Source organism: Rhizobium sp. 01N424, from assembly GCF_056399485.1.
The window spans coordinates 191677-213265 of the sequence record NZ_JBFTRK010000001.1; the positions used below are offsets into that span (position 1 = coordinate 191677).

At 61.1% G+C, this 21589-nt stretch carries 24 protein-coding genes; 11 read left to right on the top strand and 13 right to left on the bottom strand.

Going from position 1 to position 21589, the window contains the following annotated elements:
* Nucleotides 1–107 precede the first annotated feature (107 nt).
* From AC1DNK_RS01030 to AC1DNK_RS01050, 5 genes are all read right to left on the bottom strand, one after another.
* Nucleotides 108–1397, bottom strand: coding sequence for an RsmB/NOP family class I SAM-dependent RNA methyltransferase (locus AC1DNK_RS01030; protein ID WP_477938871.1), 1290 nt, complete (start codon nucleotides 1395–1397; stop codon nucleotides 108–110).
* A gap of 140 nt (nucleotides 1398–1537) precedes the next feature.
* Nucleotides 1538–1906, bottom strand: coding sequence for a septal ring lytic transglycosylase RlpA family protein (locus AC1DNK_RS01035; RefSeq protein WP_112385173.1), 369 nt, complete (start codon nucleotides 1904–1906; stop codon nucleotides 1538–1540).
* Between the two features lie 399 nt (nucleotides 1907–2305).
* Nucleotides 2306–3178 (bottom strand): SDR family oxidoreductase, encoded by an 873-nt coding sequence (locus tag AC1DNK_RS01040; RefSeq protein ID WP_477938873.1) that lies wholly within the window; start codon nucleotides 3176–3178, stop codon nucleotides 2306–2308.
* The gene (gene queG, locus AC1DNK_RS01045) at nucleotides 3178–4335 is read right to left on the bottom strand and encodes a tRNA epoxyqueuosine(34) reductase QueG (protein ID WP_477938875.1); all 1158 of its coding nucleotides are present in this window, start codon (nucleotides 4333–4335) and stop codon (nucleotides 3178–3180) included. The genes AC1DNK_RS01040 and queG overlap by 1 nt, the downstream gene beginning before the upstream one ends.
* Before the next feature lie 12 nt (nucleotides 4336–4347).
* Nucleotides 4348–5040: a glutathione S-transferase family protein gene (locus tag AC1DNK_RS01050; RefSeq protein WP_112385176.1), complete on the bottom strand. Its 693-nt coding sequence runs from the start codon at nucleotides 5038–5040 to the stop codon at nucleotides 4348–4350.
* Nucleotides 5041–5309: 269 nt separating this feature from the next.
* Between AC1DNK_RS01050 and AC1DNK_RS01055 the strand changes: the two genes are divergently transcribed.
* Nucleotides 5310–6107 carry an undecaprenyl-diphosphate phosphatase gene (locus AC1DNK_RS01055; RefSeq protein WP_112385177.1) on the top strand — a complete coding sequence of 266 codons (798 nt, stop codon included), beginning with the start codon at nucleotides 5310–5312 and terminating at the stop codon, nucleotides 6105–6107.
* A gap of 122 nt (nucleotides 6108–6229) precedes the next feature.
* Here AC1DNK_RS01055 and AC1DNK_RS01060 read toward each other — a convergent pair whose 3' ends face one another.
* The 7 genes from AC1DNK_RS01060 to dnaN form a co-directional block, all read right to left on the bottom strand.
* Complete coding sequence (locus AC1DNK_RS01060) at nucleotides 6230–6526, bottom strand: hypothetical protein (RefSeq protein ID WP_148194260.1); 297 nt, start codon at nucleotides 6524–6526, stop codon at nucleotides 6230–6232.
* Between the two features lie 141 nt (nucleotides 6527–6667).
* Nucleotides 6668–7648 carry a complex I NDUFA9 subunit family protein gene (locus tag AC1DNK_RS01065; protein WP_477938877.1) on the bottom strand — a complete coding sequence of 327 codons (981 nt, stop codon included), beginning with the start codon at nucleotides 7646–7648 and terminating at the stop codon, nucleotides 6668–6670.
* Between the two features lie 112 nt (nucleotides 7649–7760).
* Nucleotides 7761–8048: a DUF1330 domain-containing protein gene (locus AC1DNK_RS01070; protein ID WP_112514160.1), complete on the bottom strand. Its 288-nt coding sequence runs from the start codon at nucleotides 8046–8048 to the stop codon at nucleotides 7761–7763.
* 23 nt (nucleotides 8049–8071) lie between these two features.
* A complete protein-coding gene (pyrF, locus tag AC1DNK_RS01075) occupies nucleotides 8072–8767 on the bottom strand; it encodes an orotidine-5'-phosphate decarboxylase (protein WP_310293404.1) in 696 nt (231 codons plus the stop codon).
* Complete coding sequence (locus AC1DNK_RS01080; protein WP_477938880.1) at nucleotides 8764–9354, bottom strand: histidine phosphatase family protein; 591 nt, start codon at nucleotides 9352–9354, stop codon at nucleotides 8764–8766. Before AC1DNK_RS01080 ends, pyrF begins: the two co-directional genes overlap by 4 nt.
* Nucleotides 9354–9947, bottom strand: a complete 594-nt coding sequence (gene pmtA, locus AC1DNK_RS01085) for a phospholipid N-methyltransferase PmtA (protein ID WP_112538374.1) — start codon at nucleotides 9945–9947, stop codon at nucleotides 9354–9356. Before pmtA ends, AC1DNK_RS01080 begins: the two co-directional genes overlap by 1 nt.
* Before the next feature lie 114 nt (nucleotides 9948–10061).
* Nucleotides 10062–11180 (bottom strand): DNA polymerase III subunit beta, encoded by a 1119-nt coding sequence (gene dnaN / locus AC1DNK_RS01090; protein ID WP_112385183.1) that lies wholly within the window; start codon nucleotides 11178–11180, stop codon nucleotides 10062–10064.
* A 95-nt stretch (nucleotides 11181–11275) separates the two neighbouring features.
* Between dnaN and AC1DNK_RS01095 the strand changes: the two genes are divergently transcribed.
* From AC1DNK_RS01095 to AC1DNK_RS01140, 10 genes are all read left to right on the top strand, one after another.
* A complete protein-coding gene (locus tag AC1DNK_RS01095; protein WP_162698717.1) occupies nucleotides 11276–11434 on the top strand; it encodes a hypothetical protein in 159 nt (52 codons plus the stop codon).
* A complete protein-coding gene (gene rsmI, locus AC1DNK_RS01100; RefSeq protein WP_477939840.1) occupies nucleotides 11427–12344 on the top strand; it encodes a 16S rRNA (cytidine(1402)-2'-O)-methyltransferase in 918 nt (305 codons plus the stop codon). Before AC1DNK_RS01095 ends, rsmI begins: the two co-directional genes overlap by 8 nt.
* Nucleotides 12334–12702, top strand: coding sequence for a YraN family protein (locus AC1DNK_RS01105; protein WP_477938883.1), 369 nt, complete (start codon nucleotides 12334–12336; stop codon nucleotides 12700–12702). Before rsmI ends, AC1DNK_RS01105 begins: the two co-directional genes overlap by 11 nt.
* A 125-nt stretch (nucleotides 12703–12827) precedes the next feature.
* Nucleotides 12828–14153 (top strand): sn-glycerol-3-phosphate ABC transporter substrate-binding protein UgpB, encoded by a 1326-nt coding sequence (gene ugpB, locus AC1DNK_RS01110; RefSeq protein ID WP_112385186.1) that lies wholly within the window; start codon nucleotides 12828–12830, stop codon nucleotides 14151–14153.
* 63 nt (nucleotides 14154–14216) lie between these two features.
* Nucleotides 14217–15101: a sn-glycerol-3-phosphate ABC transporter permease UgpA gene (gene ugpA, locus AC1DNK_RS01115; RefSeq protein WP_112385187.1), complete on the top strand. Its 885-nt coding sequence runs from the start codon at nucleotides 14217–14219 to the stop codon at nucleotides 15099–15101.
* Between the two features lie 10 nt (nucleotides 15102–15111).
* Complete coding sequence (gene ugpE, locus AC1DNK_RS01120; RefSeq protein WP_112385188.1) at nucleotides 15112–15960, top strand: sn-glycerol-3-phosphate ABC transporter permease UgpE; 849 nt, start codon at nucleotides 15112–15114, stop codon at nucleotides 15958–15960.
* Between the two features lie 2 nt (nucleotides 15961–15962).
* Entirely contained in the window at nucleotides 15963–17066 is a 1104-nt protein-coding gene (locus AC1DNK_RS01125; RefSeq protein ID WP_477938885.1) for an ABC transporter ATP-binding protein, read from the top strand.
* 100 nt (nucleotides 17067–17166) lie between these two features.
* Complete coding sequence (locus AC1DNK_RS01130; RefSeq protein WP_112385190.1) at nucleotides 17167–17670, top strand: cupin domain-containing protein; 504 nt, start codon at nucleotides 17167–17169, stop codon at nucleotides 17668–17670.
* 96 nt (nucleotides 17671–17766) lie between these two features.
* Entirely contained in the window at nucleotides 17767–18714 is a 948-nt protein-coding gene (gshB, locus tag AC1DNK_RS01135) for a glutathione synthase (RefSeq protein ID WP_477938887.1), read from the top strand.
* A gap of 176 nt (nucleotides 18715–18890) precedes the next feature.
* The gene (locus AC1DNK_RS01140; RefSeq protein WP_477938889.1) at nucleotides 18891–20423 is read left to right on the top strand and encodes a YifB family Mg chelatase-like AAA ATPase; all 1533 of its coding nucleotides are present in this window, start codon (nucleotides 18891–18893) and stop codon (nucleotides 20421–20423) included.
* Nucleotides 20424–20568: 145 nt separating this feature from the next.
* Here AC1DNK_RS01140 and cysK read toward each other — a convergent pair whose 3' ends face one another.
* Nucleotides 20569–21531, bottom strand: a complete 963-nt coding sequence (cysK, locus tag AC1DNK_RS01145) for a cysteine synthase A (RefSeq protein ID WP_112385193.1) — start codon at nucleotides 21529–21531, stop codon at nucleotides 20569–20571.
* Nucleotides 21532–21589 lie beyond the last annotated feature (58 nt).

Genomic DNA, 21589 nt, shown 5'->3' on the forward strand with positions numbered 1-21589 from the left:
ACACTCTAGTTTGGAATGGTTTTAAGGATCGAAAGTGCTAAAACGTCCGCGTTTCAAAAACGCGTCCAGCGGTGGCGTGGATATCTCGCGACAGTGCCGAAAGCGCCTTACGCCTTCCGCTGCATCCGGCAGAAAAAGAAGCCATCGGTATCGGTCGATGCCGGCGTCAGCGTGATGGTCTGCTGATCGGAGGAGCGCGGTTGCGGCGCTGACGCACCGAACAGGTCTTTCCAGGCCGGCAGGGCGCTGACGATCGAGAATTCCGGGTTATCGGCGGTGAACTTGCGGACCTGTTCCTCGTTCTCCTGCGGCAACACCGAGCAGGTCACAAAGATCAGTTCGCCGCCGGGACGCACGAAAGCGCTGGCCTGGGTCAGCGCGTCCTGCTGCTGGCTGGTTCGCTCGTCGAGATTCTTGGCGGTCAGCCGCCACTTGGTGTCCGGGCGGCGGCGCCAGGTGCCGGTGCCGGTGCAGGGCGCATCGACCAGAACTTTGTCGCAGCGGTCCTTGAGACTTGCGAGCGCTCTCGCGTCGTCATGAACCTGGACATTGCGCGTTCCCGCCCGCTTCAGCCGCTCGATGATCGGCGCAAGGCGCTTGCGATCGGCGTCATAGGCGTGGACCTGACCCTTGTTATGCATGGCCGCCGACATGGCGAGCGTCTTGCCGCCACCGCCGGCGCAATAGTCGAGCACCTGCTCGCCATCCTTCGGCAACACCAGGTCGGCAACGATCTGCGATCCTTCGTCCTGAACTTCGAACCAGCCCTTCTGGAACGAAAGCTCGGCCGTGACGTTTGGAAGTCTTGAGGCACCTTCGCCGGCCGGTATGCGGATGCCGTAGCGGGCGATCTTTGCATCCTGCGCGCCTGCGCGTTCCAGCGCCTTCACGGCCTTCTCGCGGCTGGCCTTGAGGATATTGGCGCGCAGGTCGAGTGTCGGGCGGGCGGCAAGCGCCTGCGCCTCGGCAAGCCAGCTGTCGCCGAAGGCGGTCTCGAAGGAAGATTGAACCCATTCGGGCACATCGCCCTGTATATGTGCGGGGGCAGACGAAAGATCGCGGCTTGCGAAAGCGGCGGCTGCCGCATCCGGCAGTTCCGGCGGCGCAAATTTGTCGCCGGAAAGTTCGGCTGCGAGGCTTTCCTGTGTAAAGCCCCACTGACGCAGCATCACCGCATAGGCAAGCGCCAGCGGGCTGTCGTCATCCATCAGGAAAGCATGCGAGAGCCGCATGCGCAGCGCGTCATAGACGATGTTGCCGATCGCGGCGCGGTCGCCGGATCCGGCAAAGCGGTGCGCCAGACCCCAGTCCTTGAGAGCGTCGGCGACAGGTCTCTTTCGCTGCTCGATGTCAGCCAGAACCGAAATCGCCCCTTCGAGGCGGCCGCCCAAACGCATTCACAAGTCTCCTGTTGCCAACGGCTTGTGAACGATCCGCGGGAAAGAAGACGGATGCAGCGGATAATTCACAAGTCTCAAGCGCGTGGTAAACGCGATTGACGGCAAGAGCAAGCGCCTCGGCGCAAGCAGATGGACGCCTAGCGGGAGGCGACGACTTCGTAGCAGACCTTGGCGGTGCCGGAGCTGACCATGCCGATGTTCTGAGCGGCGGCACGGGAGAGATCGAGGACGCGGCCGCGAATGAAGGGGCCACGGTCATTGACGCGAACGATGACCGTACGGCCATTGTTGCGGTTGGTGACCTTCAGCTTGGTACCGAACTTCAGCGAGCGATGTGCAGCAGTCAGTGTGGCGGGGTTCATGCGTTCGCCGGAAGCTGTTTTGGAGTGCAGTGCGTACCACGAAGCACCACCACAGCCGGCTGCAGCAAATCCTTCGGCAGGAAGGATGAAAGAACAGGCTGCAATCGCCGCGGCAGTGATTAGAGAACGGCTGGTTTTCCTCAAAACGGAGTATCCCTCAACTATTGAACTTGCGCCTTGGGGGCGGTGAGGGCTTGAATCCGCTCAAAAGTGGCGAAAAAGTGCCACGCGCAATCACGGAATGTTACAGTCTGTAATATTCGTGATTCCCGGTGGATTAAGGTCAATAAAGTCTTGCTGCGGCATTCATGGAAAAAAGACAATAGAATCAGGTAAAATTAGAACAATTTTTCCGAGGGCTGGGTCCGCTCACGGAATGTTACGGTGATCACAAAAATAATTTTGCTAGACCGCCATATTTGTTGCCGTATTTGCGCAAATTTAGAGGCCGTTAACCATAAATGGGCGCGAAATTTTGATTGCTAAAATTCGGAAGTAGGAATTTTCTGCTCTTTGAGGAGTTAGATCGCTAGCTCGGAAGTGTTAGATTTTCCATCGCCCGTCCTGCCACATCTGGGCGAGCGACATGGGATAGTTCGGGAAGGCGAAAGCAAAACCGGCGGCTTTCAGCTTGGCGTTCGAGACCCGCTTGTTCTCCCCGTAGAAGGAACGGGCCATCGGCGTCAGTTCGGCGGTCTCGAAGGCCTGTTCGGCAGGCGGCTCGACACCCATCAGGTGGGCCGCCTCGACGATCACATCCTGCGGTGGGCCTGGCAGATGGTCGGTGACATTATAGATGCCACCCAGTTTTCTCTGCGAAAGAAACAGCGCCGAACCGCCGATATCCTCGACACGGATCCGGTTGAAGACCTGATCCTTCTTGATCAGCCGCCGCGCCGTGCCACGCTCGAGATTGACGAAGGCGTTGCGCCCCGGTCCATAGATCCCGGAGAGGCGGAGGATGGCAGCCGGTACATTCAGTGCTGTGCCGAGGTCGCTCCAGGCCTGCTCCGCCTCCAGCCGCTCCTTGGAACGGCCCGACACCGGCACGCAGACGGTCTCCTCATCGACCCAAGCACCCTTGTGATCGCCATAGACCCCGACTGTCGAAAGATAACCGATCCATTGCAGCTGCGGCATCAGCGTCCGGAGGGACGATCCGGCAATATTGACGAGGGGATCGCCGCTTTCGCGTGGCGCGATCGATTGCACGAGATGCGTTGCCCCATGCATCGCCGCTATCAGCTCCGGGCTCAAGCTCTCGCCGTCGAAGATATGGCCGTCGATCCCAGCGGCGCGCAGCTGATCCAGCTTGTCGCGGCTGCGGGTCGTGCCGTAGACGCTGGCACCCGCTGCGGCAAATGCCTTGGCAATCGCCATCCCCGAAAAGCCACATCCGAAGATCATCAGCTTCATCACAATACTCCCGCCAGCCGCCACTCGTTCAGGACGTCGCCGTCCTCTTCGGTTTGCCTTTCTGCCGCATACGACTGGAATTCGCCAGCGTCCATCAACCGCGAAAGGGCCCACACCGCCATTCCGCGCACATCAGGCGAGGGATCGCGGCTGAGGCTGCGGCAGAGATCGATCAATTGCCGCTGGCCGGAATTGCCGGCGGCGATCAGGACGTTGCGGATAAAGCGGTTGCGGCCGATCCGCTTGACGGGCGAGCCGCTGAAGAACGTCCGGAAGCCTGGATCGTCGAGCGTCAGCAGAAAGGCAATCTCCGGTTCCTTCAGGTCTTCGCGGGCCTGAAGCTTCATCTCGGAGGCCGACGCTGCAAACTTGTTCCAGGGACAGGCGGCGAGACAGTCGTCGCAGCCATAGATGCGGTTGCCGATCATCGGCCGGAATTCAGGGGCGATCGGCCCCTTGTGCTCGATCGTCAGGTAGGAGATGCAGCGCCGCGCATCGATCTGGTAGGGGGCGGGAAAGGCATTGGTCGGACAGGCGTCGAGACAGGCGCGGCAGGAGCCGCAATGATCACTCTCCGCCGCGTCGATATCGAGGTCGGCAGTGGTAAACATCGAGCCGAGAAACAGCCAGGATCCATGCGCCCGGCTGACGAGGTTCGTGTGCTTTCCCTGCCAGCCAAGCCCGGCAGCGGCAGCCAGCGGCTTTTCCATGACGGGCGCGGTATCGACGAAGACTTTCACGTCGGCTCCGGCGCGTGCGGCAAAGCGCGTGGCGATTTCCTTCAGGCGGCCCTTGATGACATCGTGATAGTCGCGATTGCGGGCGTAGACCGAGATTGCCGCCTTATCGGGCTTCTCGAGAATGCTGCGCGGATCCTCTTCCGGGCCGTAATTCAGTCCGAAGACCACGACGGACCGGACATCGCTCCAGAGCGTGCGGGGATCGCCACGCCGCTCCTGCGTCTCGGCCATCCATTCCATCGTTCCGTGCCGTCCGGCATCAATGAATTCACCGAGCCGTGCCTTGGCTTCAGGAATGGAGTCCGGCCGGGTCACGCGACAGAGCTCGAAGCCGAGGCTTGCTGCCTCGGCGCGCACGAAAGCGGTCAGGCTCTCGCGCTTCTTTCGCTCTTTATCCTGCTCTGATCGTGCGGGCATCGAGAGCCCCCGTCAGAAATCCAGGTCGGCGTAATGGGAAACCGGCGTCAGGCCGCGAACCCGCTCGTTGAGCATCGGGCGGAAGGACGGCCGCGACTTGATGCGCTGGTACCAGTCCTTGACGACAGGCGTTTCCGCCCAGTCGATCTCGCCGAGGTAATCGAGGATCGAAATCGATGCCGCAGCGGCCAGGTCCGCATAGCTCATGCGCTCGCCCGCCAGCCACTGGCGCGAGCCGGCAAGCCAGGTCACATATTTCAGATGCTGGCGGATGTTGCTGCGCGCGGTGCGAAGCATCTTGGAGTCAGGCGCGCCCCCGCCTTGCTCCGCAGTCATCTGCAGCTTGTAGACCCGCTCGCGCGCCAGCGGGCGCGTCACGTCGGTTTCCATCTTCAGCATGAACCATTCGACGAGGCGGCGGATTTCGGCGCGCTGGAACGGGTCTTCTGCCAGAAGGCGGCGGTCCCGCTTGAGGACGCCGTGCGTTTCGTCGAGATATTCGGAGATCACCATGGCGCCGCAGAGTGCGCGCATGCTGTCGTCGACATAGACCGGCAGCGTCCCGGCGGGGTTCAACGCCAGGAAATCACGGCGCTTGTCCCAGGTCTGCTCTTCAACGAGATCGACCTGATAGCCGTATTCTGCAAGCACCAGCCGGATAAACCGGGAGGCGGTCGACATGGGGTGATGATAAAGTACTGGCATTATGGGTTTTCGGTCCGCCCGCGTTTCGGCGACATTGTGTCCTTCTCAAACTCCTAACAATTAGAGTTTAAGAAAGATATAGGATTGGATGGCGGCTTCAACTGCGAAGCAGGGTTACAGCCGCTTCTAAGTGCGGCCAATGATGGGTTTTTCATGATCTCCCGAAAGATCCGGCCTTTTTCCGCCATCCTGATGACCAATGAGTTGCCCGCCGCCGGCGCTTGCCCGGTCCTGATTCGGCGGCCAGGAATTTTAACCGGAGACCATAGATGGATTATATAAACGCGATCATCCTGGGTGTCATCGAGGGGATAACGGAGTTCCTGCCGATCTCCAGTACCGGCCACCTGATCATTGCAGAGCAGTGGCTCGGCGCCCGGTCCGACACGTTTAATATCGTCATTCAGGCTGGCGCCATTCTGGCCGTCACCATCATTTATTGGCGCCGCCTCGTGGATCTGGTTGTCGGCTGGCGGGAACCCAAGAACCGCCGCTACGCCTCCAGGCTTATCGTCGCCTTCCTGATCACCGCCGTGCTCGGCCTGATCGTCAAGAAGCTCGGCTTCGAGCTGCCGGAACATGCCACGCCAATCGCCTGGGCGCTGATTATCGGCGGCTTCTGGATGATCTTTGCCGAATGGGCCGCCGCCAAGAAGCCGCCCTACAAGGACATCACCTGGATGGTTGCCATTCTGGTCGGTATTGCTCAGGTCGTCGCCGGCATCTTCCCGGGCACCTCGCGCTCCGGCGCAACGATCTTCGTTGCCATGCTGGCCGGAACGGCAAATCGCGCCGCGGCCACCGAATTCGCCTTCCTCGTCGGCATTCCGACCATGTACGCGGCTAGTGCCTATCAGCTGTTCAAGACCGTGAAGGATGGCGGGGCGGCAAACGAAGACTGGACCGCGCTCGGCATTGCCTTCGTGGTCTCGACCATCGTTGCCTTCATCGCCGTCAAATGGCTGCTCTCCTATATCCAGAGCAACCGCTTCACCGTCTTTGCAATCTACCGCATCATTCTCGGCGCCGTGCTGCTCGGCATGGCCTATGCCGGCATCATTGCCTGAGCCTCGACGAAAAACAGCCCCTTGCCGGCAGGCAGGGGGCTGAAACCAATTCAGACTATTTTGAAAATCGTTGCTTTCCGCCAAGCGGGCTGTTCAACTCAGCCGCGCGGAAAAGCTCCCACTTATTGGGGAATGCTTGCCGTCGAGCAGGGGTCGACACCGTAAGCCGGCGCACAGCCATCCTTCACAGCCGCGACCGAGCCGGGCGCGATGAAGGAGCCGGCCAGGATAACCAGTGCCGCACACGCAAAGAGAAGCGCGATTGACTTGCCCATCGGTATAAAGCCTTTCAAATCGATTGAACGCGCCTGCCAAGCCTCGTGAGCCGCTAGTTGCGCGCCGGGTGTGTAGTCAGTGGAATGGCAAATAGCAATAAATGTTCCTGCTAAATGTGACGTTAATTTCACTAATTTTTTCATGCGGCTTTTATGCAACGCCAATCCGGTTTTCAGGCCACAAAAACACGCGAAACTTGCGCCAGATTTGAGCTTTCACCCAAAACAGAAACGCCGCCTGTGGAAATCCGCAGGCGGCGTTTCGGTTAATTCTAATGGGACGAATCAGGCGGCCTTGCCGGTGCCCGTGTACTGCCCATGCGGACGGTAGTGCACCAGATAGGACGGCAGAACCGAGGTCGCCATCGTCGGCGTGACGCCGAGGCCTTTCAGCGTGCGCTCTTCTTTCTCCGCCTTTGCCGATACGACGTTGTCGTATTTCAGCAGGCGAACCTGGTCAGGCGTGATCGGCGGTGAAACGAAGGGGATCAGCGATGCGATGCTGCCGATCAGCGAGGCGATACCTGCCGGCATCGATACCAGCGGATTCTTGCGCGCTGTCACCTTCAGCATGGTCTCGAGACATTCACGGAAGCTGAGGACTTCAGGACCGCCGAGTTCGTAGATCTTGCCAGGGAGAGCCTTGCCGTCGGCAGCGCGCGCCACGGCCTCGGCAACGTCCTCGACGTAGACAGGCTGCAGCTTGGTCTTGCCCCCGCTGATGACAGGCAGAACCGGCGAAAAACGGGCCATGTCGGCAAACTTGTTGAAGAAGCTGTCCTCGGGTCCGAAAACGATCGACGGGCGGAAGATCACTGCATCCTTCTTGATCGACAACACCGCCGTCTCGGCGCGCCCCTTGCTGCGGGCATAGCTCGATTCCGACTTCTCGTCGGCGCCGATTGCCGAAATGTGGATGAGACGAGCCTTGGCATTCTTCGCTGCTTCGGCAACGGCGCGCGCACCGAAATCCTGCACCGCGTCAAAGGTGTTGCGGCCGGTCTCGAAAAGAATGCCGACGCAGTTGATCACACAGTCGGAGCCTTCGACGGCGCGCTCGACCGACTGGCGGTAGCGCAGATTGGCCTGCACGAAGGAGATCTGGCCGACATTACCGAGTGGCTGCAGGAAGCCTGCGAGGTCGGGACGGCGCACGGCGACGCGGATGCGATAGCCGCGCTTGGCCAGCGCACGAACCACATGCCTGCCGACGAAGCCGGAGCCTCCGAACACGGTGACGAGCGGCGGCAGGTTGGCAAGTGTCATGGCAGGTTCCTCGAAAGGCTTGGGAGAGAGTGGTTGTTGGCTCCCGTATTAGCCCAATCCAGACGCGACGGAAAGGCCCATCGCGCCGCAGTCTCGCATCTGCGAAGACGCCTCAGATTCCCTCGACGACCACCATTTCGGCATCCGCGACTTCTTGGCGGATTTTGGCGGCGATCTGGTATTCCGGCGAGTTGTAGCAATCAACGGCTGCCTGCATCGACGGGAACTCGATCACGACATTGCGCGCCCGCGCCTTGCCCTCGAGCTCGGTGATCGCACCGCCGCGGGCGAGGAAGTTGGCGCCGTATTTCTCGAAGGCCGGTTTTGCGGCCGCGACATAGTCCTTGTAGCGCTCGGCGTCACGAACATCGACGCGCGCGATCCAGTAACCCTTGGCCATGATCTTCCTCTCCCTCTCTTTGCTTAACGGAGCGCTGCGTCCATCTCGGCCAGGATCGCGCGGGCGGCGTCCTTCGGATCCGGCGCCTTGACGATCGGGCGGGCGACGACAAGGTGGCTGGAGCCCGCTTTCAAGGCGTCTGCCGGTGTCATCACGCGCTTTTGGTCGCCCTTGTCGCTGCCGGCCGGGCGGATGCCCGGGGTAACGATCGCCATGTTAGGGCCAACGATCTTGCGGACGGCTGACGATTCCTCGGCCGAGCAGACGATGCCGCCCATGCCGGCGGCGAGCGCCTGTTCGGCACGGCGCAACACCAGGGTGTGCGGATCATATTCGTAACCGGCCGCTGTCAGATCCTGCTCGTCCATCGAGGTCAGCACCGTAACGCCGAGCAGGCAAAGATCGGAGCCTTTTGCGGCCTCGACAGCCGCCTTCATTGCCTTCGGATAGGCGTGAAGCGTCAGCATCGACATGCCCATCTTGACGATGTTCTCGACACCCGATGCGATCGTGTTGTCGATGTCGAGGAGCTTCATGTCGAGGAAGATCTTCTTGCCGCTCTGGGCAAGCTCGCGAGCAAATTCCAGCCCGCCGGCAAAGACCAGCTGATAGCCGATCTTGTAGTAGAGAATGTCGTCGCCGAGCGTTGAAACGATCTTTTCCGCTTCGCCCAGTGTCGGAACATCGAGCCCGACGATCAACCGTTCGCGTGCGTTCATCTCATCCACCCCTGCCAGCTTTCAATGGGCGTCCAGTCGCATGATAAGCGCCGGTCTGCAAGGGAGAAAGCGTAGAGATTGCCGCCTCCGCCGGGCTGGTCGCGGTCGCGCTCAATCGGCTTTGCTTCCAGGTGGCATTTTAGCAGTGTTCCGACGCCGCCATGCCCGATAAAGGCGATCGGCTCGTCCGTATTGTGAGACGACAGGATGCGATCGACGGCGGAAACGATGCGAGCCTGCGCATCGATAGCCCGCTCCCAGCCTTTGAAGCTGAGGTCCGGATTGGCAAAGAACCAGTCGGCGGCTTTTTCGAATTCCGCTGGCGGCAGAAATCCGGTCGCCGACCGGTCGTTCTCATGCATGCCATGGATGATCTCAACACGGATCCCGGCGGCTTCGGCCAGAATGTCTGCTGTCTCTATCGCCTTGGTCTCGTCGCTGGAGACGATCCGCCGCAGCTGCGTGGCCCACGGGCGTTCGGCGGCTAGTCCGGCGCGGGCAGCACCTGTTTCCGACAGACCCCATTGCGGAACGGGGACATCGGGATCGATCCTGACCTGTGGGTGAGTGATATAGAGCGCGAACATCAGCCGCGGCGGTAGATCCAGAGCTGAGCCGGGGGGATGTTACGGACGATGAAGTCGAAATGCTGGATGTGGTAACGATCCGGCCGCGCGATGATCGGCGAGACGGCCCCATAGGAAATCTGGACGACGGGCCGGCCAGCCGGAACGCGGTCGAGAAGGCTTTCCAGCAATGCGCTGCGGGCCTGCATCGGAAAGTTCAGCAATGGCACGGCGGACACCACGGAATCGAACATCTGTCCCTTCAGTGCGCCGAGCGTCTTGTCGAGATCGAAAGCGTCGCCGTTGATGAAGTGGACGCCCGGATAGAGGCGAACGAGGTGCTCGTAGAAATCCGTCGAATATTCGATTGCGACAAGCTTTTCTGGCTTAACGCCGCGGCCGAGGATCGCCTTGGTGATCGCGCCCGTACCGGGTCCAAGCTCAAGCACCGGCAGACCGGAATTGATGTTGATGACGCTTGCCATCTTTTTGGCGGTAATCGAGGAGGTGGGAACGATGGAGCCGACAGTCTTCGGCCCCTGCATCATTCCCTTGAAGAAACGGATTTCCTCATCGAACTTTTTGCCGAGCCGTTCTTTCAGCCGCAACGCCATGCCGTCCTCCTCGTCAAGCAACAAACCGCTGGCTATCTAATTGCAATCATCCGGCAGTAAAACAAGACCAAACGTCGCAATCTGAAAACTTTGCCCGCCAAATGCGACGCGCGTTTACACGCGCATCGGCATCAGAACGTAGAGAGCATCATCGCCAGCCGTGTCGCGAATGAGCGTCGGCGAACCGGCATCGGCGAGCAGGAAGATCGCCTGATCGCCGGAAAGCTGCGCCGTGATATCCAGCAGGTATTTGGCGTTGAAGCCGATTTCCATCGAATCCGTGTCGTAGCCGACGGCGACTTCTTCCGTTGCGCTGCCGGAATCCGGATTGTTGACCGTCAGCAGCAGCTGTCCGTCGGAAAGCGCCAGCTTCACGGCGCGGCCACGCTCGGACGAAATCGTCGAGACGCGGTCGACGGCCTGGGCGAAAGTGGTGCAATCGACGCGCATTTCCTTGTCGTTGCCGGTCGGAATGACGCGCTGGTAATCCGGGAACGTGCCGTCGATCAGCTTCGATGTCATGACGATCGAGCCGATGCTGAGGCGGATCTTGGCGTCGGAAACTTCAACGGTAACAAGTGCATCCGGGCTATCGACCAGCTTCTGCAACTCGCCGACGGTCTTGCGCGGAATGATGATGCCGGGCATGCCCTCGGAGCCCGAAGGCGCCTTCACGTCGGCGCGGGCGAGACGATGGCCGTCGGTCGCAACGGCGCGCAGCTTCAGGTCGCCTTCGCTTTCGATCGTGTGGAAGAAGATACCGTTCAGGTAATAGCGGGTCTCTTCGGTGGAGATCGCAAACTGGGTGCGATCGATCAGCATCTTGAGATCCGTTGCCTTCAGCTTGAAGGAATGGGTGAAGGTGCCGGCGGTCAGATCCGGGAAGTCGGATTGCGGCAGGCACTGCAGCGAGAACTTCGAGCGGCCGGATTGCACCGTCATCGAGCCGCCATCGGTCGATGTCGCAAGCAGAACTTCCGAACCATCGGGCAGCTTGCGGACGATGTCGTAAAGAAGATGGGCAGGAACAGTGGTCGCACCGGCCTGTTCGACATTGGCGGGCGTCGCTTCGGTGACTTCGAGATCGAGGTCGGTCGCCTTCATGTCGAGGTTCTGGCCGTCGGCGCGCAGCAGGATGTTGGACAGGATCGGGATCGTGTTCCGCCGTTCGACGACGCGGTGAACGTGGTTCAGCGACTTCAGGAGGTTGGAACGCTCAATCGTAATACGCATGGGATGCTACCGCTTTCGACCGTGACTGTCCGGGCGCGCGAGCGCGCCAGAAAAATGCCTTTCCGGCTCCATGGCCGGAGGAGTGGACGGGCAAAATGGCAGAACTTTGCCGGGCATTGCAAGGGGTGCAAGGCTTTGCAGGCCTGCAAAGGCGCATTTACCCAATGATCCTCACAGAAATCCGAACCCTTGCCGCGAACGAAGCCTGCGCGCATAAAGAGCCGACGCCAGAGAGGGCCTTTGAAATTGAGTAATGAAGAGACGGCGGGCGAGGGCGGCAAGCTTCGCACCTACCGCCTGCACAATGTCAGCATCCCCGCCCGCCCGCTCGAAGCGGCGCTGTATCTGGTCGCAACGCCGATCGGCAATCTCGGCGATATCACGCTTCGCGCGCTGGAAACGCTGGCGGGAGCCGATGTGCTCGCCTGCGAGGATACGCGTGTGACGCGCGTGCTTCTCGACCGCTACGGCATCCAGAACCGGCCCTTTTCCTATCACGAATACAATGCAGACGAGGCCGGGCCGCGTCTGATGCAGGCGATCGAGGCCGGAAAATCGGTCGCGCTGGTCTCGGATGCCGGAACGCCGCTGGTCTCCGACCCGGGCTATCGTCTGGCTCAGACAGCCATCGAGACCGGCTACAAGGTCGTTCCGATCCCGGGTGCCTCCGCACCTCTCGCGGCCCTCGTCGGTTCCGGTCTGCCAAACGAAGCCTTTCTTTTCGCCGGTTTTCTGCCGGTCAAGGACAAGGCGCGCCGCGACCGGCTGGGCGAATTCGCAACCACGCCGGCAACGCTGCTGTTTTTCGAGTCCCCGCATCGCATCGGCGCGACGCTGGCGGCTGCGGCCGATGTGCTGGGCGGTGAACGCCTTGCCTCGGTTTGTCGCGAGCTGACCAAGACCTATGAGGAATTCCGCCGCGGCACGCTCGCGGAACTTGCTGCCCACTATGCCGAGAACGACAATGTGAAGGGCGAAATCGTCCTCGTCGTCGCACCGGCCGCCGAGAAGCCGGCCGATGCGGCCGATGTCGATGCGATCCTTGCCGATCTCTCGGGCACGATGCCGACAGCGAAGGCGGCAGCCGAGGCCGCAAAGCTGACGGGCCTGCCCCGCAAGGAGCTTTATCAGCGCTTGCTGGATATGAAGGCGGATGAGCGGTAGCGGCCCTCGCGCGGACAGGCAGAAGGCGCTGCGCCGGGGCCAGTTCTCGGAATACGCAGCCGCACTCTTTCTGATCTTGAAGGGCTACCGCATCGCCGCCTTCCGCTATCGCACCAAGCTCGGCGAGATCGATATCATCGCCCGCAAGGGCGATCTCGCCATTTTTGTCGAGGTCAAAGCCCGGCGGGACGAGCGCGGCGCGGTGGACGCTGTTTCTTATGCGGCTCAGAAACGCATCCGTGATGCCAGCGACCTCTGGCTTGCCCGCCAGCCGGCCAATCACCTGCTATCGCAGCGTTACGATATCGTGGCCGTATTGCCCGGCCGCTTGCCCCGGCATTTCCCAAATGCCTTCTAGCGGCATTGCATAGGCGTGCAGACAGACAGGCTTTGTAATTTTTCTGTCATGCAAATGTAAAGGAGGCGTCACGTAAGGCCTCTATTGGCTTCCTCACCCCAACAATTGGTGGAGAGGATTTATCCATGTTCAAGACGTTTTCTCTGGCCGCTGCCGCGGTCGTATTGTCTTCGTCGGCATCGTTCGCCGCAACCGAGATCACCTGGTGGCACGCCATGGGTGGCGAACTCGGGCAGAAGCTCGAGCAGATCGTTCAGAAGTTCAACGACAGCCAGACCGAATATCACGTGACCCCGGTTTTCAAGGGCACCTATCCTGAGACCCTGACTGCCGCTATCGCCGCTTTCCGTGCTGGTCAGCAGCCGGCTATCGTTCAGGTCTTCGAAGTCGGCACCGGCACGATGATGGCCGCCAAGGGCGCCGTCTATCCGGTTTACAAGCTGATGGCCGACGAGGGCGAGCCCTGGGATCCGTCGAAGTTCATCGCGCCTGTCGTCGGTTACTACTCCGATCCGGAAGGCAACATCCTGTCCTTCCCGTTCAACTCCTCGACGCCGATCCTCTATTACAACAAGGACGTCTTCAAGAAGGCTGGCCTCGATCCGGAAGTTGCCCCGAAGACCTATGCCGAACTGGCTGAGTTCTCGAAGAAGATCGTCGACTCCGGCGCTGCCAAGTGCGGCTTCACCATCACCTACGCTGCGACCTGGCTCGGCCTCGAAAACTTCTCGGCCATCCACGACCTGCCCTACGGCACGCTGCAGAACGGCTTCGGCGGCACCAAGGCTGAGCTGAGCTTCAACGGTCCGAACCAGGCTCGTCTCTGGAGCGACCTGAAGAAGTGGCAGGATGCCGGTTACTTCCAGTACGGTGGTCCGGGCGGCGGCCCCGATGCAGCTCCGAAGTTCTACTCGCAGGAATGCGCCATCTACATGGGCTCCTCGGGTTCGCGCGCTGGTGTGATCAACAACGCCAAGGCGTTCCAGGTCGGCTTCTCGACACTGCCCTACTATGACGACGTCACCAAGGATCCGAAGAACTCGATCATCGGCGGCGCAACGCTCTGGACGCTGAACGGCCAGAAGCCGGAAGTCTACAAGGGTGTCGCCAAGTTCTACACCTACCTCAGCCAGCCGGAAGTTCAGGCTGATTGGCACCAGTTCTCGGGCTACCTGCCGATCACCAACGCTGCCTACGATCTCGGTAAGTCCCAGGGTTACTACGACAAGAACCCGGGCTCCGACGTTGGCCTGAAGCAGATCCTGCGCGGCACGCCGTCCGAAAACTCCAAGGGCGTTCGTTTCGGCAACCTGACCCAGATCCGCGACGTTATCGACCAGCAGTTCGAAACCGTGCTGTCGGGCAAGCAGACCGCCCAGCAGGCGCTCGACGAAGCCGTCAAGGAAGGCAACGCCATCCTGCGCGAATTCGAAGCCGCCAACTCGAACTAAGCTTTCGAAGCAGAAGCTGAGCCCTCCCCAGTCCGGGGAGGGCCTTTCCATATCGGGCGAGCCATGCAGACAAAGCGCACAATCTTTTCGAACCGCGTCCTGCCATATTTTCTTCTGGCGCCGCAGCTCGCAGTCACCCTGGTCTTCTTCATCTGGCCGGCCTTTCAGGCCTTCCGGCAGTCCTTCCTGCGCGAAGACCCCTTCGGCATGAAGACGACCTTTGTCTGGTTCGCCAACTATACCAAGCTCTTCGGCAGCGCCGACTATATGAACGCGCTGTGGGTGACGCTGATCTTCTCGGTCTCCGTCACCGTGCTGTCGATGGGGCTGTCACTGCTCTTTGCCGTCTGCGTCAACCGCGTGCTGAAGAGTGGCCGCATCTATACGACGCTGCTCGTCTGGCCCTATGCCGTGGCGCCAGCGGCCGCCGGCCTGCTCTGGTGGTTCATGTTCAACCCCAGCATCGGCATCCTGCCCTATATCCTTCGCCAGTTCGGCTACGACTGGAACCACCGCCTCGACGGCAATGACGCGATGATCCTCATCGTCATCGCCTCGGCCTGGAAGCAGATTTCCTACAATTTCCTGTTCTTTGTCGCAGGCCTGCAATCCGTCCCGCAGTCCGTCATCGAGGCTGCATCGATCGATGGCGCCGGACCGTTCAAACGGTTCTGGACGGTGGTCTTCCCGCTGATTTCGCCGACCACATTCTTCCTGGCGGTCATCAACGTCACCTACGCGCTGTTCGACACCTTCCCGATCGTCGATTCCACGACGTCAGGCGGCCCGTCGCAATCGACGAATACGCTCGTCTACAAGGTCTATGCCGATGGTTTCGTCGGCCTGAACCTCGGCCCTTCGGCGGCGCAGTCGGTGGTGCTGATGCTCATCGTTGTCGCCCTGACCGTCATCCAGTTCCGCTGGATCGAGAAAAAAGTCCAGTATTGAGGCCCGTGCGATGATCGAGAACCGTCCCTTTCTGAACTTCCTCACGCACTTGATCCTGATCGTCGGCGTCGTCACGGTGGTCTTCCCCGTCTACCTCGCCTTCATCGCCGCCACCCATGGTCCGACCGACTTCATGAGCGGCCTCATGCCACTGCTTCCTGGCGATCAGCTGATTACCAATTTCGACCAGCTGCTCAGCGCCGGGAATTCTGTGGCCGGTGCGCCGCCTTTCGCGCTGATGCTGGCAAACAGCCTGCTGATGGCTGTCATGATCGCCGTCGGCAAGATCGCCATCTCGATCATCTCCGCATTCGCCATCGTCTATTTCCGCTTTCCGCTGCGCATGGTCGCCTTCTGGATCATCTTCCTGACGCTGATGCTGCCAGTCGAGGTCCGCATCCTGCCGACCTACAAGGTCGTCGCCGATCTCGGCATGCTGAATTCCTATCCGGGCCTCGTCATCCCGCTGATCGCCTCGGCGACCGCGACCTTCCTGTTCCGTCAGTTCTTCCTGACCATCCCGGAAGAACTGATGGAAGCGGCCCGAGTCGATGGCGCAGGCGCCATGAAATTCTTCCGGGATATCCTGCTGCCGCTGTCGCGCACCAACATCGCGGCGCTGTTCATCATCCTCTTCATCTATGGCTGGAACCAGTATCTCTGGCCGATGCTGATCACCACCGATCCCGGCTATTACACCGCGGTCATGGGCATCAAGCGTCTGGCCTCGGTACTGGACGGCGACACCCAATGGAACCTCGTGATGGCAGGCGTCATCCTCGCCGCCCTGCCGCCGGTTCTCATCATCATCGTCATGCAGCGCCTTTTCGTCAAAGGCCTGGTCGAAACGGAGAAATGACAATGGCCTCTATCGATGTAGAAGGCGTCGGCAAGATCTATCAGGGCGGCGTCAAGGCTGTCTCGGGTGTCGGCATCAACATCAGGGACGGCGAGTTCATCGTCCTCGTCGGACCGTCCGGCTGCGGCAAGTCCACCCTGCTGCGCATGATCGCCGGTCTTGAGAGCATTTCCGAGGGACAGGTGAAGATCGGCAACCGCGTCGTCAACAACGTGGAGCCGGCCGATCGCGACATCGCCATGGTGTTTCAGAACTATGCGCTTTACCCGCATATGTCCGTTCGCCAGAACCTCGAATACGGTCTGAAGAACCGCAAGACGCCGCGGGCGGAGATCGACGCTCGCGTCGCCGAAGCCGCCCGCATGCTGCAGATCGAGCAATATCTGGAGCGCAAGCCGAAGGCCCTCTCGGGCGGCCAGCGCCAGCGCGTCGCAATGGGCCGCGCCATCGTCCGCAAGCCGGCCGTCTTCCTCTTCGACGAGCCGCTGTCAAACCTCGATGCCAAGCTGCGCGTCTCGATGCGTGGCGAGATCAAGCGTCTGCAACGCCGCCTCGGCACCACCTCGATCTATGTCACCCACGACCAGCTGGAAGCGATGACGCTGGCGGACCGTCTCGTCGTCTTGAACGGCGGCGAGATCGAACAGATCGGCGCGCCGCTCGATGTCTACCACACTCCTGCCTCCACCTTCGTCGCCAGCTTCATCGGTTCGCCGGCCATGAACCTCCTGAAGGCCGAACTGCATGGCGACAAGCTGGCGATCGGCCCGAGCCTGATCGACCTCGCAGGCAACGCTCCGGCCTCCGGCCCTGTTACCATCGGCATGCGTGCCGAGGATCTGCGTCTCGCGCGCCCGGACGAATATGCCATCCCGCTCGCCGTCGAATATGTCGAGGAACTGGGCTCGCAGCGCCTCGTCCACGGAATGCTCGGTGACCAGCAGCTGACCGCGGTCGTCTCACCGGAAACGCCGATCACCAGTGAAATGCGCTTCGTCATCGCTCCCGAAAAGCTTCACTTCTTCGCAGCCGATAGCGGCAAGCGGATCGGTGCCGGCGTCGCGGCCAGCACGGTCGCGCCGGTCGCCGCCGAGCCAGTCCACTAGGCTTCGTCAGGATCCGTTAAAATTTTAGCGGCTGCTTGAACGCCTCTCTTACGACTTGTCTGTTATTCCGCGAACATTGGGGTAGCAAACGGGGTGTTTCATGGCCTGGAAGCTTATGCTTGCAAGTGCGGTCGCAATGGCTGCGCGCACGGTGCCGTATGCCGTGGCGATGCCGCGCGGCAAATCCTTCATCGCGCATTCGAGCGACCATCTGCCGATGAAGTCGACTCCGATTAACCCGGACTGGGTGGTCAGCGGTGACCCGCAGGCCCGCACCGCCGAGCATTCACGCGGCCACGACGAAGCTTCGCTGACAGCGATCTGGGATTGCACCGCCGGTGAGTTCCGCTGGTTCTTCGGCTGGGACGAGACCGTGATGATCATCGAGGGAGAGGTCCATATCACCGCTGAAGACGGCACCGAACGCACACTCCGCGCCGGCGACGTCGCCTTCTTCGCCGGCGGCACCTGGGCCAGCTGGCGGGTCGATAATTACGTTCGCAAGGTTGCCTTCCTGCGCAAGCCCTTCCCGAAGCCGGTGGCGCTCGCCTACCGCCTCCGCAACATGCTGCGCAACACCGGACAGCAGGGCCTCGCGGCCTGAATAAACCTTAATTGCGATATCACGAAGCCATTGATTGGCCGTTGCGTTCAGCCGTCTTGCGACCTACATCTGTCCGGCATTCAGTGAGGGACGGAAATGGCCAAGATCAAGAACGTAGCGGTCCAGATGGACCATGTTTCGGGCATCAACATCGCAGGCGATTCCACCTTCGCCATGAGCCTTGAGGCGCAGACCCGGGGCTACAAGCTCTTTCACTACACGCCTGATCGGCTGAGTTTCCGCGACGGCCAGGTCTTCGCCTCGGTCGAGCCTATGGTGCTGCGCGACGTCAAGGGCGACCATTTCGAGCTCGGCGCGCCTGAGCGCATCGATCTCTCGACCATGGATGTCGTCCTGCTGCGTCAGGATCCGCCCTTCGACATGGCCTACATCACCTCGACGCATCTGCTCGAGCGCATCCACCCGAAGACCCTCGTCGTCAACGATCCGGCCTGGGTACGCAATTCGCCGGAAAAGATCTTCGTCACCGAATTCGCCGATCTGATGCCGAAGACGCTGATCACCAAGGATGCCGCCGAAATCCGCCGCTTCCGCGACGAGATGGGCGATATCATCCTCAAGCCGCTCTACGGCAATGGCGGCGCCGGCGTCTTCCACTCGACCAAGGACGACCGCAACCTTTCCTCGCTGCTCGAAATGTTTGGCCAGCTCTTCCGCGAGCCCTTCATCGCCCAGCAATATCTGCCTGATGTGCGCAAGGGCGACAAGCGGATCATCCTCGTCGACGGCGAGCCTGTCGGTGCCATCAACCGCGTTCCGGCCGAGCACGACAGCCGCTCAAACATGCATGTCGGCGGTCGCGCCGAGGCGACCGAGCTGACGGCGCGCGAGAAGGAAATCTGCAAGCGTATCGGCCCAGCGCTCAAGGAGCGCGGCTTCCTGCTGGTCGGCATCGACGTCATCGGTGACTACATGACGGAGATCAACGTTACCTCTCCGACCGGATTGCGCGAGGTCGCAAAGTTCGGTGGCGCCGATATTGCCAGCCTTCTCTGGGATGCCATCGAACGCAAGCGTAGATAAAGCGGTGTTTTGTTCTCATTTTGACGGGCCGATACAACCCGCTGCAACCTGAACGCAGCGAGCGCGGGAATCTGTTCGTTTATTGTTCTTGTTTTATTCTGTTTTCCATGCCAGATTGCAATTGACGGCCATGATGGGTCGTAAAACGCGATGTAGTTGGTTGCGGGGGCAGGGGCATGGTCGCGCGCGTCAGTACGGTTGCATTTCAGGGCATTGAAGGTGTGCCGGTCGAAGTCCAGGTGATGGTCGCTCCGGGCAAGGTCGGCATGCAGATCGTCGGTCTTCCCGACAAGGCCGTAGCGGAAAGCCGCGAGCGGGTTCAGGCCGCCCTTCATGCGTCGGGGCTGGCGCTTCCGGCCAAGCGGGTCACCGTCAATCTGGCGCCTGCCGATCTTCCAAAGGAAGGCTCGCATTTCGATCTGCCGATCGCGCTTGGCCTAATGGCGGCGCTCGGCGCCATTCCTGGCGACGCGCTCGCGGATTATGTCGTGCTCGGCGAACTCAATCTGGATGGCACGATTGCTCCCGTTGCCGGCGCGCTTCCGGCGGCGATCGGAGCCAACGGCCTTGGCAAAGGCCTGATCTGCCCGGCCGACAGCGGCCCGGAAGCTGCCTGGGCCGGGACCGGCCTTGATATTCTGGCGCCGAGAAGCCTGATCGCTCTTGCCAATCATTTCCGCGGTACGCAGGTGCTGTCGCGCCCCGAACCGTCGATCCGCGCCAACGCCGCCAACCTGCCCGATCTCGCCGATATCAAGGGGCAGGAAAGCGCCAAGCGCGCGCTCGAGGTCGCAGCGGCTGGAAATCATAATTTGCTGATGGTCGGCCCGCCCGGTTCGGGCAAATCGATGCTCGCGGCGCGCCTGCCGTCGATCCTGCCGCCGCTTTCGGCCGCCGAGCTGCTTGAAGTCTCGATGATCCACTCGATCGCCGGGCAGCTCTCCGGCGGCAAGCTTTCCGATCGCCGTCCATTCCGCACCCCGCACCACTCAGCGACCATGGCCGCGATGGTCGGCGGCGGTTTGCGGGCAAGGCCCGGCGAGGCGTCGCTTGCCCATCATGGCGTGCTCTTTCTCGATGAGTTTCCGGAATTCTCGCCGCAGGCGCTCGATGCATTGCGTCAGCCGCTGGAGACCGGCGAATGCATCATCGCCCGCGCCAATCACCGGGTCTCCTATCCGGCCAGTATCCAGCTGGTCGCCGCCATGAACCCCTGCCGCTGCGGCATGGCCGGAGAGCCCGGCCACAGTTGCGCCCGTGGCCCTCGCTGCCAGTCCGACTATCAGGGGCGGATCTCCGGCCCGCTGATGGATCGCATCGATATCCGCATCGACGTACCGGCCGTCTCCGCCACCGACCTGATCCGGCCGATGCCGGCTGAGGCGAGCAGCACGGTGGCGGCCCGCGTCGCGCGGGCGCGAGACTTGCAGGCCGACCGGTTCATCGCGGCAGGCCTCGGCGGCATCGTCACCAACGCGCGCTGCTCGACGGCGCTCATCGAGAAGTACGCCGAGCCGGATGCCGGCGGCTTGCAGCTGTTGCGGGATGCGGCCGAGAAGATGCGCTTCTCCGCCCGCGGCTATCATCGCGTTCTGAAAGTCGCGCGCACGCTGGCCGATCTCGATGGAAAGACAACGGTTGGCCGTATCCATCTGGCTGAAGCGATCTCCTATAGGATCGCAGGCGAGCGGTTGACCGCGGCAGCATGATAGGGAAGCGAATAGTGAGTAGCGAATAGCGAATAGAAAAAGAAAGCTTGCTGAGCACTTAGGGCCGAGCAAGCTTCGCTATTCGCTATTCGCTATTCGCTATTCGCTATTCGCTATTCGCTATTCGCTATTCGCTATTCGCTGATCAGCTCCCGAGCCCATCAAACAGCGCCGTCGAAAGATAGCGCTCGGCAAAGGACGGGATGATCACCACGATAGTCTTGCCGGCGTTTTCCTCGCGGCTGCCGACCTTGATCGCGGCGGCAAGCGCCGCACCGGACGAGATGCCGACCGGCACGCCTTCGAGCCTGGCGACCAGACGGGCGGTTTCCATGGCCAATGCGCTATTGATGGTGACGACCTCGTCGTAGATCTTGGTGTCGAGAATGGCGGGCGCAAAGCCGGCGCCGATGCCCTGGATCTTGTGCGGTCCGGGCTGGCCGCCCGAAAGCACGGGCGATTCTTCCGGCTCGACAGCGATGACCTTGATGCCGGGCTTCTTCGACTTCAGCACCTGTCCAGCGCCGGTAATCGTGCCGCCGGTGCCGATGCCGGAAACGAAGATATCGACTGCGCCGTCGGTATCATTCCAGATTTCCTCTGCCGTCGTCTTGCGATGGATTTCAGGGTTGGCCGGGTTTTCGAACTGCTGCGGAATGATGGCGTCAGGCAGCGTCGAGGCCAGTTCCTCGGCCTTGGCGATGGCGCCCTTCATCCCCTTCGGTCCCTCGGTGAGAACCAGTTCGGCGCCAAGCAGCGCCAGCATCTTGCGGCGCTCGACGGACATGGTTTCCGGCATCGTCAGGATCAGCTTGTAACCCTTGGCAGCGGCGGCAAAAGCAAGCGCGATACCGGTGTTGCCGGAGGTCGGCTCGATCAGCGTCGTCTTGCCGGGAGAAATCTTGCCCTGCGCTTCCAGGCTCTCGATCATCGCCACACCGATACGGTCTTTGACCGAGGCGATCGGGTTGAAGAACTCGAGCTTTGCCAGCAGGTTGGCCTTCACGCCTTTTTCCTTGGCAAGCTTGTCGAGGCGCACGATCGGCGTATCGCCGATGGTCTCGGTGATCGACGAGTAGATGCGGCCGCGGCCCGGTTTTTTCGACATGAGTGCTCTCCCTTGAAGTGTGTTGCGCAGAGAATAGGGTCAAAGCGGGCGTCAGACC

Coding starts and splice junctions, on each gene's coding strand:
- AC1DNK_RS01105 (WP_477938883.1), top strand. CDS start 12,334: ATGAGCGGTAGCGGCCCTCGCGCGGACAGGCAGAAGGCGCTGCGCCGG.
- gshB (WP_477938887.1), top strand. CDS start 17,767: ATGGCCAAGATCAAGAACGTAGCGGTCCAGATGGACCATGTTTCGGGC.
- dnaN (WP_112385183.1), bottom strand. CDS start 11,180: ATGCGTATTACGATTGAGCGTTCCAACCTCCTGAAGTCGCTGAACCAC.
- cysK (WP_112385193.1), bottom strand. CDS start 21,531: ATGTCGAAAAAACCGGGCCGCGGCCGCATCTACTCGTCGATCACCGAG.
- AC1DNK_RS01055 (WP_112385177.1), top strand. CDS start 5,310: ATGGATTATATAAACGCGATCATCCTGGGTGTCATCGAGGGGATAACG.
- AC1DNK_RS01130 (WP_112385190.1), top strand. CDS start 17,167: ATGGCCTGGAAGCTTATGCTTGCAAGTGCGGTCGCAATGGCTGCGCGC.
- AC1DNK_RS01125 (WP_477938885.1), top strand. CDS start 15,963: ATGGCCTCTATCGATGTAGAAGGCGTCGGCAAGATCTATCAGGGCGGC.
- AC1DNK_RS01050 (WP_112385176.1), bottom strand. CDS start 5,040: ATGCCAGTACTTTATCATCACCCCATGTCGACCGCCTCCCGGTTTATC.
- ugpB (WP_112385186.1), top strand. CDS start 12,828: ATGTTCAAGACGTTTTCTCTGGCCGCTGCCGCGGTCGTATTGTCTTCG.
- AC1DNK_RS01095 (WP_162698717.1), top strand. CDS start 11,276: ATGGCAGAACTTTGCCGGGCATTGCAAGGGGTGCAAGGCTTTGCAGGC.
- queG (WP_477938875.1), bottom strand. CDS start 4,335: ATGCCCGCACGATCAGAGCAGGATAAAGAGCGAAAGAAGCGCGAGAGC.
- AC1DNK_RS01060 (WP_148194260.1), bottom strand. CDS start 6,526: ATGAAAAAATTAGTGAAATTAACGTCACATTTAGCAGGAACATTTATT.
- pmtA (WP_112538374.1), bottom strand. CDS start 9,947: ATGGCGTTGCGGCTGAAAGAACGGCTCGGCAAAAAGTTCGATGAGGAA.
- AC1DNK_RS01065 (WP_477938877.1), bottom strand. CDS start 7,648: ATGACACTTGCCAACCTGCCGCCGCTCGTCACCGTGTTCGGAGGCTCC.
- AC1DNK_RS01070 (WP_112514160.1), bottom strand. CDS start 8,048: ATGGCCAAGGGTTACTGGATCGCGCGCGTCGATGTTCGTGACGCCGAG.
- AC1DNK_RS01140 (WP_477938889.1), top strand. CDS start 18,891: ATGGTCGCGCGCGTCAGTACGGTTGCATTTCAGGGCATTGAAGGTGTG.
- AC1DNK_RS01040 (WP_477938873.1), bottom strand. CDS start 3,178: ATGAAGCTGATGATCTTCGGATGTGGCTTTTCGGGGATGGCGATTGCC.
- ugpE (WP_112385188.1), top strand. CDS start 15,112: ATGATCGAGAACCGTCCCTTTCTGAACTTCCTCACGCACTTGATCCTG.
- pyrF (WP_310293404.1), bottom strand. CDS start 8,767: ATGAACGCACGCGAACGGTTGATCGTCGGGCTCGATGTTCCGACACTG.
- AC1DNK_RS01030 (WP_477938871.1), bottom strand. CDS start 1,397: ATGCGTTTGGGCGGCCGCCTCGAAGGGGCGATTTCGGTTCTGGCTGAC.
- ugpA (WP_112385187.1), top strand. CDS start 14,217: ATGCAGACAAAGCGCACAATCTTTTCGAACCGCGTCCTGCCATATTTT.
- AC1DNK_RS01080 (WP_477938880.1), bottom strand. CDS start 9,354: ATGTTCGCGCTCTATATCACTCACCCACAGGTCAGGATCGATCCCGAT.